Consider the following 17,530-nt stretch of genomic DNA (forward strand, 5'->3'; position numbering starts at 1 on the left):
AGAACTCATTCACTGGTAAGGGCCGTGACCGGGTCGAGCCGGGCAGCTTTGCGGGCCGGCATGAAGCCGAAGACAACACCGGTAACCAGGGCGCAGCCGAAGGCGCCGAGCACCGCTATCAGGGAGAACGCGACCGCCACTTCGCTGAGGATCAGCACGCCGCCGACGATCAGCGCCAGGGCGATCCCGGCGAGGCCGCCGACCACCGAGAGCATCACCGCCTCGGTCAGGAATTGCCGCAGGATGTCGCGTTGCCGGGCGCCGGTGGCCATGCGGATGCCGATCTCGCGGGTACGTTCGCGCACGGTCATCAGCATGATGTTCATCACACCGATCCCGCCCACCAGCAGCGAAATCGCGGCAATCGAACCTAGCATCAGCGACAGGGTGTTTTGCGTGCGCGCTTCAGCCTGAATCATCGCGGCGTTGTTGGTCAGTTCGAAATCCTTCTTGCCGTTGTGCAGGCGCAGCATCAGTTGTTCGATGGCGATTTCCGTTTCCTTGACCTTGCGTGCATCAGCCGCCGCAATGGCCACGTATTCGGGGTTGTAGGTGCCGAACAGCCGGACGCTGGCGGCGGAGTAGGGAATGGCGATGCGATCGTCGCTGTCGGAGTCGCCGGAGCTGGCGCCTTTTTCGGCGAGCACCCCGACCACCTGGAAGGGCACGTTCTCGATCAGGATGTACTGGCCGATCGGGTTGGCGACGTCCTTGAGCAGTTTGGTCCGCACCTTGTGGCCGATCACCGCGACCGCTGCCGCGTTGCGTTCATCTTCCTGGGTGAAATAACTGCCTTGCACCACCGGCCAATTGAAGATCGCCGGGAAGTTCGTGTCATTGCCGCCGACGTAGCTCAAGTGGTCGAGGTTGCCGAAGCGCACCCCCGCTTCCTGGCCGTTGACCGGCATGATGCGCATCACTTGCGGCAGGCCACCGACGGCCGCGACATCGTCCAGGGTAATGATGCCCAGCGGCGTTCGCGGGTTGGGCGCCGAGCCACTGAGGTAAATGATGTTCGAGCCGAAGGCCCCCATTTGCGCCATGACCTGGCGCTTGCTGCCTTCGCCGACCGCGAGCATCACCACCACCGACGCCACGCCGATGATGATGCCGAGCAGTGTCAGCGCGGTGCGAAAGCGGTTGATCCACATCACCCGCCAGGCCGCTTGCACGGCGTCGACCAGTTCGCCTTTCCAGGCGCCAGTGGCTTCGGCGCCTTCGCTCAGGCGCTTGCGCAAATCCACCGCTTGCAGTGCGCCGGGGTTGGTCGAAGTCTGCGCGTCGGGGTTGTCGTGGGCGCTGTCGCTGATGATCAGCCCGTCACGAATTTCGATGATTCGCTTGGCCCGGGCCGCGACTTCACGGTCGTGGGTAATGAGGATCACCACATGACCCTGGCCCGCCAGTTCGTCGAGCAGGTTCATCACCTCGGCGCCACTGTGGCTGTCGAGGGCGCCGGTGGGTTCGTCGGCGAGGATGATGTGGCCGCCGTTCATCAATGCGCGGGCAATGGACACCCGTTGTTGCTGGCCGCCGGACAGTTGATGCGGGCGGTTGCCGGTGCGCGAGGCCAGGCCGAGACGGTCGAGCAGGGCGGCGGCGCGGGCGTGGCGTTCGGCGGCCGGGGTGCCGGCGTAGATCGCCGGCATCTCGACGTTTTCCTGGGCCGAGCCGGACGGAATCAGGTGATAGCCCTGGAACACGAAGCCAAACGCTTCGCGGCGCAGCCAGGCCAATTCATCGCTGTCGAGTCCGGCGACGTTTTCGCCGGCGAAGCGGTATTCGCCCGAAGTCGGCCGGTCGAGGCACCCGAGGATGTTCATCAGCGTCGACTTGCCGGAGCCGGACGCGCCGACAATCGCCACGAACTCCCCGGCGTGGATCGACAGGTCGATGCCGCGCAACACGTGAACTTCCGGGGAATCGCCGCCGCCGTAGGCTTTGCGGATCTCCTGCAGCTCGATCAGGGGCGTGCGCATTCAGCCGCCACTCCCGTCGGCCGGGCCGATCAAGAGGTGATCGCCTTCCTGCAAACCGTCGAGGATCTGCACCCGCAGCCGGTCGCTGATGCCGGTGCGGACGTCGCGTTGCTGGATGCTGCCGTTTGCGGCGACGACCTGCGCGGTCTGCAGGTTGGGTTGGGTGCCGCCCTGCAAGGCCGCGATGGGCGCCGTCAAAACGTCTTTTGCCTGGTCTGAAACGAAGAACACCTGGGTGGTCATTTCCGCCATGAGTGCGTTGTCGGCGTTATCCACGTCGAGCAACACGGTGTAGAGCACCACGCGCGCGCTGCCGCTTTTGCTTGAACTGGCCGGGCTGCCACCGCCCTGGCTGGTCTGGTCCAGTGGTTTGGGCGGTACGGGCAGAATCTGGCGCACGGTGCTGCTCCAGCGCCGATTGCCCCCGCTGAGGGTGGTGAACCACGCGGTCATGCCGGGTTTGACGTGGCCGATGTCGGCTTCCGAGACTTCGGCCCACACCGTCATCGGCGACAGCTTGGCGATGCGCAAAATCAGCGGCGTCTGCTGCTGGGCATTCAGGGTCTGGCCTTCCCGAGCGTCGAGGGCGACCACGGTGCCGGACATCGGCGCGTAAATCCGCGTGTAACCGAGTTCGGCCTGATCGCTGCGCAGGCTGGCTTCGGCCTGGCGGATCTGCGCCTGGAACATGTCGATGCGGGCCTGGGTGGCGCGCAATTCGGCTTGGGCGGTTTGCACGTCTTCCTCACGGGTGGCGCCGCCGGCCTTGAGATTCTGCTGGCGCTGGAATTTCTGCCGGGCCAGCTCGTGCAACGCGCGTTGTTCCTGCAGCTGCGCCTTGAGGTTTTCGATGGAGAAACGCCCGGCGTCGAGTTTGGCCTGCTGGGTGGACGGGTCGATCTCCACCAGCAACTGGCCTTCCTTGACCACGTCGCCAACCTCGACATGGATCTTGTGGATCTGCCCCGACGCTTGCGCGCCGACGTCGACATAGCGCCGAGGTTGCAGGGTGCCCAGCGCGGTGACGCTGCTTTCGATGTCGCCACGACTGACTTGCACGGTGGCGAATTTGTCCCGGCCGGGCGGGATGATTTGCCAGGCGGCGACGGCGATAACGGGGATCAGACACAGTGCTACAAGCAGGGCGCGTCGGGTCTGTCGGGGACGTTTCATGCAGGGTTCCGGCCAATGGAAATCGGCCCGTCGTTCAGCCTGCGCACAAAAACCGGCGACAGCCGAACGCTGCCGGTAAGCCGACAGACACGGGGAGCTGTCATGTTAACGATGAATACAGCGGGGAATTTAGGTGCAGAAATATGGCGTAACACCTGTAACAACGGTTTTGCAGTGGCGTGATCATGACTATTTATCGGGTAAGTCAAACCAGCCCTTTAAATCTATATGAGAATTACTATAAATTACGCGGCTCGAACTGCCACCATCTTGCCACTGCCCATCCGTGCGGTCGCCGAAGTGGCTCAAGGATAGAAACCGCACCGTGTGCGGCCGGGAGTCATGTTGGAAAACTACTACCGCGAGCTGGTGTGTTTCCTGAACGCCAAGCTAGGCAACCGTCAGGTGGCCGAAGATGTGGTGCATGACGCTTATCTGCGGGTACTGGAGCGTTCCAGTGACACGCCGATCGAGCAGCCCCGGGCATTCCTCTATCGCACCGCGCTCAACCTGGTGATCGACGATCATCGGCGCAATGCCTTGCGTCAGGTCGAGTCGCTGGACGTGCTCGACAACGAAGAACGCTACTTCACGCCATCCCCCCATCATTGCCTCGACCACGGCCAGCGCCTGGACATGCTCCAGCGTGCCCTGGCGGAACTGCCACGCCTGTGCCGCGAAAGTTTTCTGCTGCGCAAGATCGATGGCCTGTCTCATCCGGAAATCGCCGAAACCCTCGGTATTTCCCGCGCGCTGGTGGAGAAGCACATCGTCAATGCCATGAAACATTGCCGCGTGCGGATGCGGCAGTGGGACGCCCATTGATCCCTTGCGATTAAATTTTTTTTCACTGTCCTCGTTCCTAATCAACAGACGACCTGCTGTCCTGCTCCGAGGCGGTCAGGTCACTTAGGTTTATTCCCCGTTGCTCGGGGGTTCATCCAGAGGACACTGGAAATGACACAGGCAATTGCATCGCCCATCGTTCACGACCTGATCGGCGTCGGTTTCGGCCCTTCGAACCTGGCACTGGCCATCGCCCTGCAAGAGCGCGGGCCGAACCAGGGCGAGCTGGATGTTCTGTTTCTCGACAAGCAGGCGGACTACCGCTGGCACGGCAACACCCTGGTGACCCAGAGCGAATTGCAAATTTCCTTCCTCAAGGACCTGGTGACCCTGCGCAACCCGACCAGCCCGTATTCGTTCGTCAACTACCTGAAACACCACGGTCGCCTGGTGGACTTCATCAACCTGGGCACCTTCTATCCGTGCCGCATGGAATACAACGACTACCTGCGCTGGGTCGCCGGCCAGTTCGACGCACAAAGCCGTTATGGCGAAGAAGTGCTGACCATCGAGCCGGTGTTGCACAACCAGCAGGTCGAAGCGCTGCGCGTGATTTCGCGCGATACCCAGGGGCAGCAGCACGTGCGCACCACCCGTTCGGTGGTGGTGAGTGCCGGCGGCACGCCGCGCATTCCCGAGGCATTCAAGGCGCTCAAGGGTGACGGTCGGGTGTTCCATCACTCGCAGTACCTGGCGCAAATGGCCAAGCAACCGTGCGTGGACAATCAGCCGATGAGCATCGCGATCATCGGCGGCGGGCAGAGCGCGGCGGAAGCCTTCATCGATTTGAACGACAGCTTCCCGTCGGTACAGGTCGACATGATCCTGCGCGGCTCCGCGCTGAAACCGGCGGATGACAGCCCGTTCGTCAACGAAGTGTTCTCGCCGGAGTTCACCGACCTGGTGTTCCAGCAGGCGCACAGCGAGCGCGAGCGTCTGGTCAACGAGTACCACAACACCAACTATTCGGTGGTGGACATCGACCTGATCGAACGCATCTACGGCATCTTCTATCGTCAGAAAGTCTCAGGCATCGCGCGCCACGCGTTCCGCACCCTGACCACCATCGAGAAAGCCACCGCCACCGAGCGTGGCATTGAACTGGCGGTGCGTAACAACGCGACCGGCGAAGTCACGGTTCGCCATTACGACGCGGTGGTACTGGCCACCGGTTACGAGCGTCAGATGCACCGCAAACTGCTGGCGCCGCTGGAGCAGTACCTCGGAGACTTCGAGGTCGACCGCAACTACAAACTGATCACTGACGAGCGCTGCAACGCCGGCATTTATATGCAGGGCTTCTGCCAGGCGAGCCATGGCTTGAGCGACACGCTGCTGTCGATCCTGCCGATCCGCGCCGATGAAATTGCCGGGTCGCTGTATGAGCACGGCAAGAACCGCGGGCACAGCCGCTCGATGGTGGATTTGTTGCTGGCGACGGCCAGCTGAGATTTTTAGCAACTGTGAGGCCCCCTTCGCGAGCAAGCCCGCTCCCACAATGGACCTGTGTTCACCGGCCCATGTGGGAGCGGGCTTGCCCGCGAAGGGGCCTGAAAGAACACTGCAAAACCTGAAAGCTGAACCCTTCCTGAAGATCCCCGCGATTCCCCCTCCACCCACCGTTCCTTCGTTTACTCTCCACAAATCGCGGCGTAAGCTTCGCGCGTTTTCATCAATAGCGGAGACCCACAGTGGGTACTTGTTCGAGTGACAGTAGTCGGCCGGTTCCAGTAACCGGCACCTTCCCGGCAAGATAACGCGCATTTTTTTGTGCCGTTGTCTCGCCTGATAGCGAGCAGCGGCATCCCGATCGCGGCCAGTCCTGGCCCGTGTCCCGATGTCCCTCTCATCGACGCTGAACCGTGCGTGATGTTCGACTTGTTGTCGTCATCGCGGCGCACCGACACGCCTGCTCGACGGTTTCCCGGCTGACCCTGGGGGAAATGCCATGAACCTGACTTTGCTAAAGGAATTCTTCGCCGGATTCCTGCGCACCCGCCATATCGGCCGGCACTTTCGCCGACTGGCGTTGCTGGAAAATTTCACCGACACCACCGTCAGCCGTGAAGTGCCGCCGACGCTGGCGCAAACGCTGGTGGCCGCGGCCAACAGCGACACCGGTCAATTGCTGGAAAAACTCGGCACGCACACTGACGGCTTGAGCGAACCGGAAGCCGACGTTTTGCGCGAGCAATTCGGCCTCAACGAAGTCGAGCACGAGCAGCCGCTGCCGTGGTGGATTCACCTGTGGCACTGCTACAAAAACCCGTTCAACCTGCTGCTGACCTTGCTCGCGGTCATCTCCTGGCTGACCGAGGACCTGAAAGCCGCCACGGTGATTTTCTCCATGGTGGTGCTCTCGACGTTGCTGCGGTTCTGGCAGGAAACCAAATCCAACCAGGCGGCCGACGCGCTCAAGGCGATGGTGAGCAACACCGCCACGGTGTTGCGCCGGGCTGAAAATCGCATCGAATTGCCGATCAAACAACTGGTTCCAGGCGACCTGATCGTGCTGTCGGCCGGTGACATGATCCCCGCCGATTGCCGGGTGCTCAGCGCCAAAGACCTGTTCGTCAGCCAGGCGGCGATGACCGGCGAATCGATGCCGGTGGAAAAATTCCCCCGCCAGCAAGACCGCGACACCAGCAACCCGCTGGACCTCGACAACATTCTGTTCATGGGCACCAACGTGGTGTCCGGCACGGCGATGGCGGTGATCCTCACCACCGGCAATAACACCTATTTCGGTGCGCTGGCCCAGCGAGTCGGCGCCACCGATCGTGCGCCCACCTCGTTCCAGACCGGCGTCAACAAAGTCAGCTGGCTGTTGATCCGTTTCATGTTCGTCATGGCGCCGCTGGTGCTGTTCATCAACGGTTTCACCAAGGGCGACTGGACTGAGGCGCTGCTGTTCGCGCTGTCGATCGCCGTGGGCCTGACCCCGGAAATGCTGCCGATGATTGTCACCTCGACCCTGGCCAAGGGCGCGGTGTTTCTGTCGCGCAAGAAAGTCATCGTCAAACGCCTCGACGCGATCCAGAACTTCGGCGCCATGGATGTGCTGTGCACTGACAAGACCGGAACCCTGACCCAGGACAAAATCTTTCTGGCGCGCAACGTCGATGTCTGGGGCAACGACTCCGACGACGTGCTGGAAATGGCTTACCTCAACAGCTACTACCAGACCGGCCTGAAAAACCTGCTGGACGTGGCGGTGCTCGAACACGTCGAAATCCACCGTGAACTGAAGGTCGGCACGGCGTTTCGCAAGGTCGACGAGATCCCGTTCGACTTCACCCGCCGGCGCATGTCGGTGGTGGTCGCCGAGCGCGAACACGCACATCTGCTGATCTGCAAAGGGGCGGTGGAAGAAGTGCTGGCGGTCTGCACCCGGGTGCGTCACGGCGTCGTCGACGAAGCGCTGACCGATGACCTGCTGGCGCGCATTCGCCAGGTCACGGCCGCATTCAACGCCGAAGGTCTGCGGGTGGTGGCGGTGGCTGCACGGCCGATGATCGAAGGCCGCGATGCCTACAGCCTGGCGGATGAACAGGAACTGACGCTGATCGGCTACGTGGCGTTTCTCGATCCGCCCAAGGAAAGCACCGCGCCGGCCCTCAAGGCCCTGGCCGCTCATGGCGTGGCGGTGAAAGTGCTGACGGGCGACAACGAACTGGTGACCGCCAAGATCTGCCGCGAGGTCGGTCTGGAGCAGCAAGGCCTGCTGATGGGCAACGACATCGAACGCATGAGCGATGCGCAATTGGCGGTGGCGGTGGAGACCACCAACGTCTTCGCCAAACTGACACCGTCGCACAAGGAGCGCATCGTGCGGCTGCTCAAAGCCAACGGCCATGTGGTCGGGTTCATGGGCGACGGCATCAACGACGCCCCGGCGCTGCGCACCGCCGACATCGGTATTTCGGTGGACAGCGCCGTCGACATCGCCAAGGAAGCGGCCGACATCATCCTTCTGGAAAAAAGCCTGATGGTGCTGGAGGAGGGCGTGCTGGAAGGGCGCCGGACCTTCGCCAACATGCTCAAGTACATCAAAATGACCGCCAGCTCGAACTTCGGCAACGTGTTCTCGGTGCTGGTGGCTAGCGCGTTCATTCCGTTCCTGCCGATGCTGCCAATGCACCTGCTGGTGCAAAACCTGCTGTACGACATCTCGCAGATCGCCATTCCGTTCGATAACGTCGATGAAGAAATGCTCGCCAAGCCGCAACGCTGGCAACCAGCGGATGTCGGGCGCTTCATGCTGTTCTTCGGCCCGATCAGCTCGATCTTCGACATCGCTACGTTTGCGCTGATGTGGTACGTGTTCGACGCCAATACCCCGGACCACCAGACCCTGTTCCAGTCCGGCTGGTTCGTGGTCGGGCTGCTGACCCAGACGCTGATCGTGCACATGATTCGCACCCCGAAAATCCCGTTCCTGCAAAGCCGCGCGGCGATGCCGCTGATGGTAATGACCGGGATCATCATGGCCGTGGGGATTTTCCTGCCGATGGGACCGCTGGCGCATTACTTCAAATTGCAGGCGTTGCCGTCGCTGTACTTTGTGTTTTTGCCGGTGATTTTGTTGGCGTACATGGGCCTGACCCAGGCAGTGAAGGGCTTTTACATCCGCCGGTTCGGGTGGCAATGATGCCTTGACTGCAGCAGTGATCTTTAAGACATGTCCTAGATAGCTGCATGAATGTTTCGGATAGCGTGATTGAAACAGGCGCCTCGCGCTCCGAATTCTCAATGCCACTGTCGAAGCCATGTCTTACAAATGCCAGCGAATGCTGATAGCCGACAAAAACAAGTTTCAGTGCGTAACCATTGAAAGGTCCCTGCGAGCGTTGGGTTATCACGCGATTGCATCGGTGCTGTCTTTCCGTGAATTGCTGAGCCTGACTCACTATTCCTGCGAGCCCTTCGAGCATTTCGATCTGTTGATCATCAACGGCGAAATGCTGGCGAGCGCGGGGGCCGACCCGTATCGGTTTTTCGTCAGCAATTCCCAAGTGCGTCACGGCCTGATCCATGACGCCCGTCGGGGCCAGCAACAACCGGAAGTCCTGTATTCGCACGGGCAACGGAACTTGAGCCTGGTACGCACGGCGGATCAGCAGTCGATCAGCGATTTTTTGCAAGGTCTCGACGGCTGGTCCGCCAGGCAGAGGATTTACTCATGACGCCCGGTTTGCCGCTTCGTGTCCTGGTCCTCGAAGATCACGCCTTCCAACGCTCGGTGGCGGTCACGCTCCTGCGCAACCTGGGCTGCGATGAAGTGTTCGCCGCCAGCGATGGCGCAGCAGCGCTCGCGGTGCTCGACGCCGTCGGCCCGGTGGATATCGCACTCTGTGATTTGCAGATGGAAGGCATGGACGGCCTGACGTTTTTGCAGAAGGTCGCTGTTTCGAAGCAGGTGAAGTCAATCATCATCTGCAGCGCGTTGTCGGCCGATCTGCGGCGTGCCGTGCATCAATTGGTGGGCCTGCTCGGCCTGACGTTATTGGGGGATGTCGGCAAGCCTGTGTCCGGCGAAGCGGTGCGGGCGCTGTTGAACAAGCACCTGGCGGCACCGCCTGTCGAGCGCAGTCAGCTTGCCGGATCACCATTGGCTCGCGTAGACGAGGTACGCCGTGGATTGATCGAAGAGCAGATTCAGGCGTGGTATCAGCCCAAGTTCAATCTGCAAACCGGCGAAGTCTGTGGCGTGGAAGTGCTCAGTCGCTGGTTGCACCCGTTTAAAGGCGTGCTGCCACCCGCCGGGTTTATGCCGGTGCTGGAGCGCCTGGAGCTGATGGATGAGTTGCTGTTCTCACAAATGGATCAGGCGTTGCACATGCAGCAACTCGCCGGACGCGAGGGGTTTCGATTGAACATGGCGTTCAACCTGCAAGCGGCGCAACTCGCCAACAGTGGGCTGCCGGCCAGCGTTCGGGGACTGCTGAATGCCTACTCGGCGTCAGGCCCCGGTGTCACGTTCGAACTCACTGAAAGCGGACTTCTGGAAGCGCCCGTCACCAGCCTCGAAAATCTGGTTCGCCTGCGAATGATGGGTTGCCGGTTGTCCATCGACGACTTCGGCGCCGGGTTTTCATCATTGCAGCGCCTTTGCCAGTTGCCGTTCAACGAGATCAAGCTCGATGGCGAATTTGTCCGCAGCCTTGAAGACGACCCGCGTTGCCGGGCGGTGATCGGCAGCACGCTGGCACTGGGAGAAACGTTGGGCATGTCGGTGGTGATCGAAGGCATCGAAACCGAAGCGCAACGTCAGCAATTGCTGGCACTCGGCTGTACACAAGGGCAGGGCTACTGGTTCGCGCGACCAATGAGCGGCGAGGATTTGTTGCGCTGGTTGCGCCAACGCAGTGAAACCCAGGCTTGACCGCAGGGCTTACGCCGATCGCAGGGCGATGGCTGATTTTTAGGAAAAGTCCTACAGAAACATCTGCGCGTCTCCCGTAGCCTCCGCGCATCAAAAAAAACCGCTATGCCTGGGAGGTTACGGTGCCGAACAAATCCTTACGAATCCTGATCGCCGACGAGCAGCATTTTCAGCGCATGAAAATCGAGCGCCTGTTCAATCAACTCGGTTATTACCGCGTGGCGCCGGTACAAAATCTTGGCGAGTTGTTGACCCTGGTTGAATACGGATGCGCGCCGTTTGATCTGGTCATTGTCAACGCGTCAATGGCTGTCGGAGCGCTGGACCTGCGCGGGTTTTTTCTGCACAACCCGCAGGTGCATCACGCGCTGATCTACGACGGTCAAGCGGCGCAGTTGCCTTCGACGCCGATGATCGACAATCGCAAGGTCAGGGTCAGCCACACCTTGCTGCCGGAAATGGCCTGTATCGAGCAACTGATGATGAAGGTTGATCCGACCCTGGCCGAGCATGTTCAACCATGGCCGCGGGGGCACTATCAGCGCAAAGCCGGCTGATACAGGCCTACCGTTCGTCTGAACTGTCATTTCTGACAGGTAGATTGTTCCTTTTCCTCATGAAAGAGTCTTAACGCAGCCGTTGCATCTGTCCCGCGGGTATCCGCGGGTCATCGTCGAGTCTTTGCACAGGAAGTAGCCATGAAGTCAGTGCTGATTGTGGACGATCATCCGGTGATCCGCGCCGCAGTCAAACTTGTACTGGAACAGGAAGGCTTCAAACCCATCCATGAGGCGTCCAGCGTAGGCGAGGCGTTGTCCATACAACGTGACCATGCGGTGGACCTGATGATTCTGGATCTGGTCATGCCCGGTGGTAACGGACTGGATTTGCTGGAGCGGGTCAGAGCCGATGGCGGGTCATGTGCGGTGCTGGTGTTCACCTCCCTCGACCCGCTGTTTTTTCAAGAGCGCTGCATGCGTGCCGGGGCATTGGGCTATGTCTCGAAAACCAACAGCCTGAGCCAGCTGCACAAGGCGGTAAACGCGTTGACGGCCGGCTACACCTATTTTGCGCATCTGGCGTGCGGCTCAATGGATACGCTGCAGCACACGGAAAAACAGATGATCGACAACCTCTCCAACCGCGAACTGACGATCCTGCAGTACCTGGCCCGAGGCCTTGCCAACAAGGCGATTGCCGAAGTCATGCACCTGAGCCACAAGACGGTCAGCACCTACAAGACCCGTCTGATCGAAAAACTCGGGGTCAATGCGGCGGTGCACCTGAGGGATTTCGCCATACGCAATCATCTGATTTGAGTGCCCGCAGCGTGCGTTTCGTGCTGTTGCTCGTGCTGCTGTGCCTTGGGCCGCACGCACCGACGGCACTCGCCGACGAACCCAGGCCCTTGAGTTTGTTGGGGCGCTCCACGTTGGTAGACCCTGGGTTCGCGCCAGGGCCAAGCGATCAGCAATGGCTGCGCGACAAACGACGTTTACGCCTCGGCGTATCGGGGCCGGACTACCCGCCTTTCGAGATGACGCGCAATCACGATGAGCTGGAAGGCATCACCGCCGACTACGCGGCTCTGCTGGCGCAACTGCTGAACGTGCGGATCGACGTGCTGCGTTACGACACGCGTGCGACGGCGATGAACGCGCTCAAGCAGGGTGAGCTGGACATGCTCGGCACCTCGAACAACTTTGAAGCTGCGGATCCGCAAGTGATCCTCTCCAGCGCTTACGCGCAGGACCAGCCGATGCTGGTCACTCGTCTGGACGAGCGCCTGCCGCAAGACCTGGCGGGCCAACGCATTGCCATGGTCGAAGACTACCTGCCGGTGCAGACCGTCGAAGCCTTCTATCCCGAGGCCAGCGTGCAACGTTACGCCTCGGCGCTCGATGCGCTGGGGGCGGTGGCTTATGGACAGGACGACGTCTACCTCGGCGACCTCATCAGTGCCCAATACCTGATCAACAACAACTACCTCAGCAACGTGCAACTGATGGGGCCGGCGGGCCTTGATGCCAATCCGTTCGGCTTTTCCCTGGCACGGGACAACACCCGTTTGAAAAGCCTCGTCGACCAGGCATTGGCGGCGATTCCGATGGGCGAGCGCGCGGCCATCGAGCAGCGCTGGAGTGCCGGCAAGGTCAATCTGCTGGGCCAGCAGCGCGTGAGTTTGAGCGCCAGTGAACAGCGCTGGCTGGATGACCATCCGACGGTCACGGTGGGCGCGGTCGAACATTTCGCGCCGTTGACCTTCTACGATGCCGAGGGCCGCTTCAGCGGTTTGACCGCGCAATTGCTGTCGCTGATCAGCCAACGCAGTGGCTTGACCTTCAACGTGCTGCGAGGCAGTTCGCTGGACCAGCAGATCGAGCGACTCAAGGCCGGCACCATCGACGTGCTGCCCGCGATCATCCCCACCACCGAAGGCGTCGAAGGGCTGCGTTTTACCAGCCCTTACGTGACCAATCCCTACACCCTGGTCTTTCCAGTCACCCCCGGCGGTCCCAGGACACTGGACGATCTGGCGGGCAAGCGGCTGGCGATTTATCACAGTCACCCGATGCGCGCATTCATTCAGGCGCGCGTGCCGGACGCACGGCTGGTGGATGTGCAAAACCCGGCCGAAGGCCTGGCGCTGGTGAACAATGGGCAAGCCGATGCAGCGCTCAGTTCGTTGTTCATGACCCGTTACCTGATTGCGCGGTTTTACCAGGGACGTCTACGAATCACCGGCACGGTGGGCAACGAGCCGGCGCGTATCGGCATGGCGACCAGACCTGATGCGGCGCCATTGCAGTCGATTCTGAACAAGGCACTGCTGAGTATTTCGCCCGAAGAAATGGACGCATTGGTGGCTCGCTGGAGTAATGACGTGGTGGTCGATGACAGTTATTGGCTGCGCCATCGCCAAGGCATTCTGCAAGCGTTTGCGGTGGCCGGTGCGTTGTTGCTGCTGGCCCTGGGTTGGATAGGCTGGCAGCGGCGACAGATCCAGCAGCGCCAGCAATGGTTACAGCAATTGCAGGCGGCCAAGAACGCCGCCGACGATGCCAACCGCGCCAAAACGACGTTCCTGGCGACCATGAGCCATGAAATCCGTACGCCGATGAATGCCCTGATGGGCATGCTGGAGATGGCCGAAAAGCGTGCCGAGCAGGGCGTCGCCGATCGATTTTCCATTGAGGTTGCGTCCACTGCCGCGCAGCAATTGCTGGCGTTGATTGGCGACATCCTGGACATCGCCCGTATTGAATCCGGGCATTTATCGCTGACCCCCGAGCGCGTCAATCTGCGCGAATTGGTGGCGTCGGTGGGCCGGGTGTTCGAAGGGCTGGCCCGGCAGAAACACCTGGCGTGGCGTGTCGATCTGGACGAGCGCAGTGACCGCGAAGTGTTGATCGACCCCACGCGCTTCAAGCAGGTGCTGAGCAACCTGTTGAGCAACGCGATCAAGTTCACGCACAAGGGTGAGGTCAGCCTGACGCTGCGGGTTGCGCCGGGTGCGTCGGGGCATCTGGCGGTCAGCGTGTGCATTGCCGACAGCGGCATCGGGATCAGCGCACTGGATCAGCAACGGCTGTTCAAACCGTTCGCGCAAGCGAGCAACAGCCTGCAATCCGGGCGAGCGGGCTCGGGATTGGGTCTGGTGATCAGCCGTACGCTGTGCGAAATGATGGGTGGCCGACTGGTGCTCGGCAGCGTCCTGGGACAGGGTTCGCAGGTCGACATCAGCCTGTCGTTGATTGCCTTGCAACCCTTGCCTGCGGCCGGTCCGCTGGACGACACAGCGCTGCGGCCCACGCGAGCGCTGACGATTCTGGTGGTCGACGATTACCCGGCCAATCGCTTGCTGCTGTCCAGTCAGTTGAGTTATCTGGGGCATCGCGTGATGGAGGCGGAGGACGGCGAGCAGGGTCTGGCGCTGTGGCGTCTGCACGAGTTCGACGTGGTGATCACGGACTGCAACATGCCACGGCTTAGCGGCGTTGAATTAACCGGCGCGATCCGCGATGAAGAGCGGGCGCAGGGCTTGCCGCCGACACTGATTTTGGGCTTTACCGCCAATGCACAGCCCGAGGAAAAGGTCCGCTGCCTTGAAGCCGGCATGGACGATTGCCTGTTCAAACCGATCCGCCTGGCGGATTTGAATAACTGGCTGGCGGGCCGCTGGGTAGAGACAGCGATTGAACCTCCCGCCCGGTCCGACTTTGACTTGAGCGGCCTGGAGCCCTATGTCGGGACAGACCGGACGCTGATCAATCAGTTGCTGCGCGAGTTGGCGGTGACCAATCGCGCCGACCGCGAACATCTGCTGCGGGCCCATGCCGAAGACAATCGACCGCACTTGCAGGAATTGGCGCATCGCATCAAGGGCGGTGCGCGCATGGTTCGAGCCCAGCGCTTGATCGACTGTTGCGAGGCGCTGGAACAGGCCTGCGGCGAGGGTCGCGCGGCCTTGATCGACGAGGCCGTCGATCAGTTGCAGCAGGCGATGCGACGTCTCGATCAGCAACTGGCACAGGCGTGAAGATTAATCCCAGTGCGGTGCGATGCCTTTGGGGCTGGTCAAGCGATGGCCGCGATCAAGACCGGCGATCAACGCCATATCGGCTTCGCTCAGCGTCAGGCCACAGGCCTGCGCATTGCTTTGCAAGTTGGCGCGTTTGGTGGAAGAGGGGATGACCGCGTAGCCCAGTTGCATGGCCCAGGCCAGGGTGACTTGGGCGGGCGTGACGTTCAGGCGCTGGGCAATCTGCTGGATGACGGGGTCTTTGAGGACTTCGCCGTAGGCCAGGGTCATGTACGAGGTGATCTGGATGCCTTGGCTCAGAGCAAACTCGACCACGGTGCGGTTTTGCAGGTACGGGTGCAGTTCGATCTGGTTAGTGGCGATATTCTCGGCGCCGACGGCGGCAATCGCTTGTTGCATCAGGTCGACGGTGAAGTTGGAGACACCGATCTGCCGAGTCAGGCCGAGCTTTTTGGCTTCGAGCAGGGCGCCCATGAATTCTTCGACCGGCACCTGATCTTCCGGGGACGGCCAATGAATCAACGTCAGGTCCAGGTAGTCGGTTTGCAGCTTGCGCAGGCTCTCTTTGAGGCTGTCGATCAAGCGATCCCCGGCGAAGTTGGCGACCCAGATCTTGCTGGTGATGAACAGCTCTTCACGGGCGATGCCGCTGGCCGCGATGGCCTCGCCGACTTCAGCTTCGTTTTCGTAGATTTGTGCGGTGTCGATGGCGCGGTAGCCCAGTTCCAGGCCAGTGCTCACCGAGTCGATGACCACCTGACCTTGCAGGCGAAACGTACCGAGACCGAAGGCGGGAATAGACATCAATGACTCCAGGGTTGCGGTGGGAATGGGCACGAGTATCCGCGCCCGCACCCTTGAGAAAAACCGCCGGTGGGGCAAAGCAATCTTTACCGCAAGTCATGAATCAACACGAGGCCGAGAGCTTTTGATCTACCCGCGCGCCTCAAGAATCATGCACGTCGTCGAGCCGGTCGCATACAGCCGACCCTCCACGTCATAAATTCGCCCCTCGGCCAACGCCGTCGAGCGTCCGATGTGCACCACTTTGCCTTCGGCCCGCACCGGCCCGCTGGCGCCGGTCAGCGCGCGCACGTAGCTGATGCGCAAGTCCAGCGTCGTATAACCCTGGCCCTTTTTCAGCTGCGTATGAATCGCGCAACCCATGCACGAATCCAGCAACGTCGCCGCATAGCCACCGTGTACGCTGCCCAGCGGGTTGTAATGCCGTGAGTCCGGCGTGCCCTGGAAGATGAACACGCCCGCCGACCACTCGATGGGGATGAAATCCATCAAGGTGCCAATCGGCGGCGACGGCAGCTCGCCATTGCCGACGCCCTCGAAAAATTCGGCGGGCGACAGCGCGCTGACCTCAGCCATGGACAGACTGCCCGGCCCGGCCAAGCGGGCACGCATCGCCTGTTCCTGGGCCAGCCATTGGGCGAGCGTGGCATCACGGGTGGGGCTTTGCATGATCATGACCTCGGACAGGAATGGATATTACGGGTGTAATGCTGGTCGATATTATGTCCGAAATAAAATGCTGGCTACCCCCCGATAACAGGACAATCCCGGCATTGTCCTTCTGATAGAACGCTGAGGTCGATTTTTGCCGGCTAGTGCGTGATTGGTATCAGATTTAAGCTGAGTTCATGGCTATACCCACTTTTTTGGAGGCACCATGAAAAACATCATCGGTATCTACACCAGCCCACGGGCTCATTGGGTCGGCGACGGGTTTCCGGTTCGTACACTGTTTTCCTACGACAACCTCGCCCGGCACATCAGCCCGTTTTTGCTGCTCGATCACGCCGGTCCTGCCGATTTCACCCCGACCACCGAGCGTCGTGGTGTCGGCCAACACCCGCACCGTGGTTTTGAAACCGTGACCATCGTCTATCAGGGCGAGCTGGAGCACCGTGACTCTTCCGGCGGTGGCGGCAAAATCGGTGCGGGCGACGTGCAGTGGATGACCGCAGCGTCGGGCATCATTCACGAGGAGTTTCACTCCGAAGATTTCGCCAAGAGCGGTGGCACCCTGGAAATGGTGCAGCTGTGGGTCAACCTGCCGGCCAAGCACAAAATGGCCGACGCCGGTTACCAGACGATTCTCGACCGCGATATCCCGAGCCTCGCGCTCAAGGACGACGCCGGCCGCTTGCGCTTGATCGCCGGGGAGTTCGACGGCCACACCGGCCCGTCGCGCACTTTCACGCCGATTGACGTCTGGGACCTGCGCCTGAACGGCGGCAAATTGTTGACCCTGGACCTGCATGAAGGCCGCAACACCGCCCTGGTGGTGCTGCGCGGCACGGTTCAGGTCAATGGCCTGGAGCTGATGCGCGAAGGGCAATTGGCATTGTTCGAGCGCGATGGCCGACAGCTCAGCCTGCAGGCCAATGATGACGCCGTGGTGTTACTGCTCAGCGGCGAGCCGATCGACGAACCGATTGTCGGCCACGGCCCGTTTGTGATGAACAGCGAGCAGGAAATCCACCAGGCGTTTGCCGACTTCCACTCCGGGCGGTTCGGGCGCATGAGCAATTGAGGTAACTCACAGCGCTGCTGGGAGCGAGCTTGCTCCCAGCGTTTTTTGCGTTGTTC

At 61.1% G+C, this 17,530-nt stretch carries 13 protein-coding genes; 9 read left to right on the forward strand and 4 right to left on the reverse strand.

Annotation, left to right across the window (positions count from 1 at the left end):
* Positions 1–5: 5 nt before the first annotated feature.
* Together ACQKP4_RS03985 and ACQKP4_RS03990 are read right to left on the reverse strand one after the other, a co-directional pair.
* On the reverse strand, positions 6–1,979 hold the full coding sequence (locus tag ACQKP4_RS03985) for a MacB family efflux pump subunit (RefSeq protein WP_427630622.1): 1,974 nt from the start codon (positions 1,977–1,979) through the stop codon (positions 6–8).
* Positions 1,980–3,152, reverse strand: a complete 1,173-nt coding sequence (locus tag ACQKP4_RS03990; protein WP_427630623.1) for an efflux RND transporter periplasmic adaptor subunit — start codon at positions 3,150–3,152, stop codon at positions 1,980–1,982.
* 342 nt (positions 3,153–3,494) lie between these two features.
* Here ACQKP4_RS03990 and ACQKP4_RS03995 point away from each other — a divergent pair, with 342 nt between their 5' ends.
* The 8 genes from ACQKP4_RS03995 to ACQKP4_RS04030 all read left to right on the forward strand — a co-directional run bounded on the left by ACQKP4_RS03995 (position 3,495) and on the right by ACQKP4_RS04030 (position 14,923).
* Complete coding sequence (locus ACQKP4_RS03995; protein ID WP_427630624.1) at positions 3,495–3,977, forward strand: sigma-70 family RNA polymerase sigma factor; 483 nt, start codon at positions 3,495–3,497, stop codon at positions 3,975–3,977.
* 132 nt (positions 3,978–4,109) lie between these two features.
* Positions 4,110–5,447, forward strand: coding sequence for a lysine N(6)-hydroxylase/L-ornithine N(5)-oxygenase family protein (locus ACQKP4_RS04000; protein WP_427630626.1), 1,338 nt, complete (start codon positions 4,110–4,112; stop codon positions 5,445–5,447).
* 499 nt (positions 5,448–5,946) lie between these two features.
* Positions 5,947–8,649, forward strand: coding sequence for a magnesium-translocating P-type ATPase (gene mgtA / locus ACQKP4_RS04005; protein ID WP_427630628.1), 2,703 nt, complete (start codon positions 5,947–5,949; stop codon positions 8,647–8,649).
* 139 nt (positions 8,650–8,788) lie between these two features.
* On the forward strand, positions 8,789–9,184 hold the full coding sequence (locus ACQKP4_RS04010) for a hypothetical protein (protein ID WP_427630630.1): 396 nt from the start codon (positions 8,789–8,791) through the stop codon (positions 9,182–9,184).
* Positions 9,181–10,383, forward strand: coding sequence for an EAL domain-containing response regulator (locus ACQKP4_RS04015; RefSeq protein WP_427630632.1), 1,203 nt, complete (start codon positions 9,181–9,183; stop codon positions 10,381–10,383). Before ACQKP4_RS04010 ends, ACQKP4_RS04015 begins: the two co-directional genes overlap by 4 nt.
* Before the next feature lie 122 nt (positions 10,384–10,505).
* Complete coding sequence (locus ACQKP4_RS04020; protein ID WP_427630634.1) at positions 10,506–10,940, forward strand: response regulator; 435 nt, start codon at positions 10,506–10,508, stop codon at positions 10,938–10,940.
* 141 nt (positions 10,941–11,081) lie between these two features.
* Positions 11,082–11,702, forward strand: coding sequence for a response regulator (locus ACQKP4_RS04025; protein WP_427630636.1), 621 nt, complete (start codon positions 11,082–11,084; stop codon positions 11,700–11,702).
* Positions 11,703–11,713: 11 nt separating this feature from the next.
* Positions 11,714–14,923, forward strand: a complete 3,210-nt coding sequence (locus tag ACQKP4_RS04030; protein ID WP_427630698.1) for a transporter substrate-binding domain-containing protein — start codon at positions 11,714–11,716, stop codon at positions 14,921–14,923.
* 3 nt (positions 14,924–14,926) lie between these two features.
* Here ACQKP4_RS04030 and dkgB read toward each other — a convergent pair whose 3' ends face one another.
* Both dkgB and ACQKP4_RS04040 read right to left on the reverse strand, forming a co-directional pair.
* Positions 14,927–15,730: a 2,5-didehydrogluconate reductase DkgB gene (gene dkgB, locus ACQKP4_RS04035; protein WP_427630638.1), complete on the reverse strand. Its 804-nt coding sequence runs from the start codon at positions 15,728–15,730 to the stop codon at positions 14,927–14,929.
* A 129-nt stretch (positions 15,731–15,859) separates the two neighbouring features.
* Positions 15,860–16,399 carry a PaaI family thioesterase gene (locus ACQKP4_RS04040; RefSeq protein WP_427630640.1) on the reverse strand — a complete coding sequence of 180 codons (540 nt, stop codon included), beginning with the start codon at positions 16,397–16,399 and terminating at the stop codon, positions 15,860–15,862.
* A 208-nt stretch (positions 16,400–16,607) separates the two neighbouring features.
* Between ACQKP4_RS04040 and ACQKP4_RS04045 the strand changes: the two genes are divergently transcribed.
* The gene (locus ACQKP4_RS04045; protein WP_427630641.1) at positions 16,608–17,474 is read left to right on the forward strand and encodes a pirin family protein; all 867 of its coding nucleotides are present in this window, start codon (positions 16,608–16,610) and stop codon (positions 17,472–17,474) included.
* Positions 17,475–17,530 lie beyond the last annotated feature (56 nt).

The organism is Pseudomonas sp. NPDC086278 (assembly GCF_050280905.1).
GTDB lineage: Bacteria > Pseudomonadota > Gammaproteobacteria > Pseudomonadales > Pseudomonadaceae > Aquipseudomonas.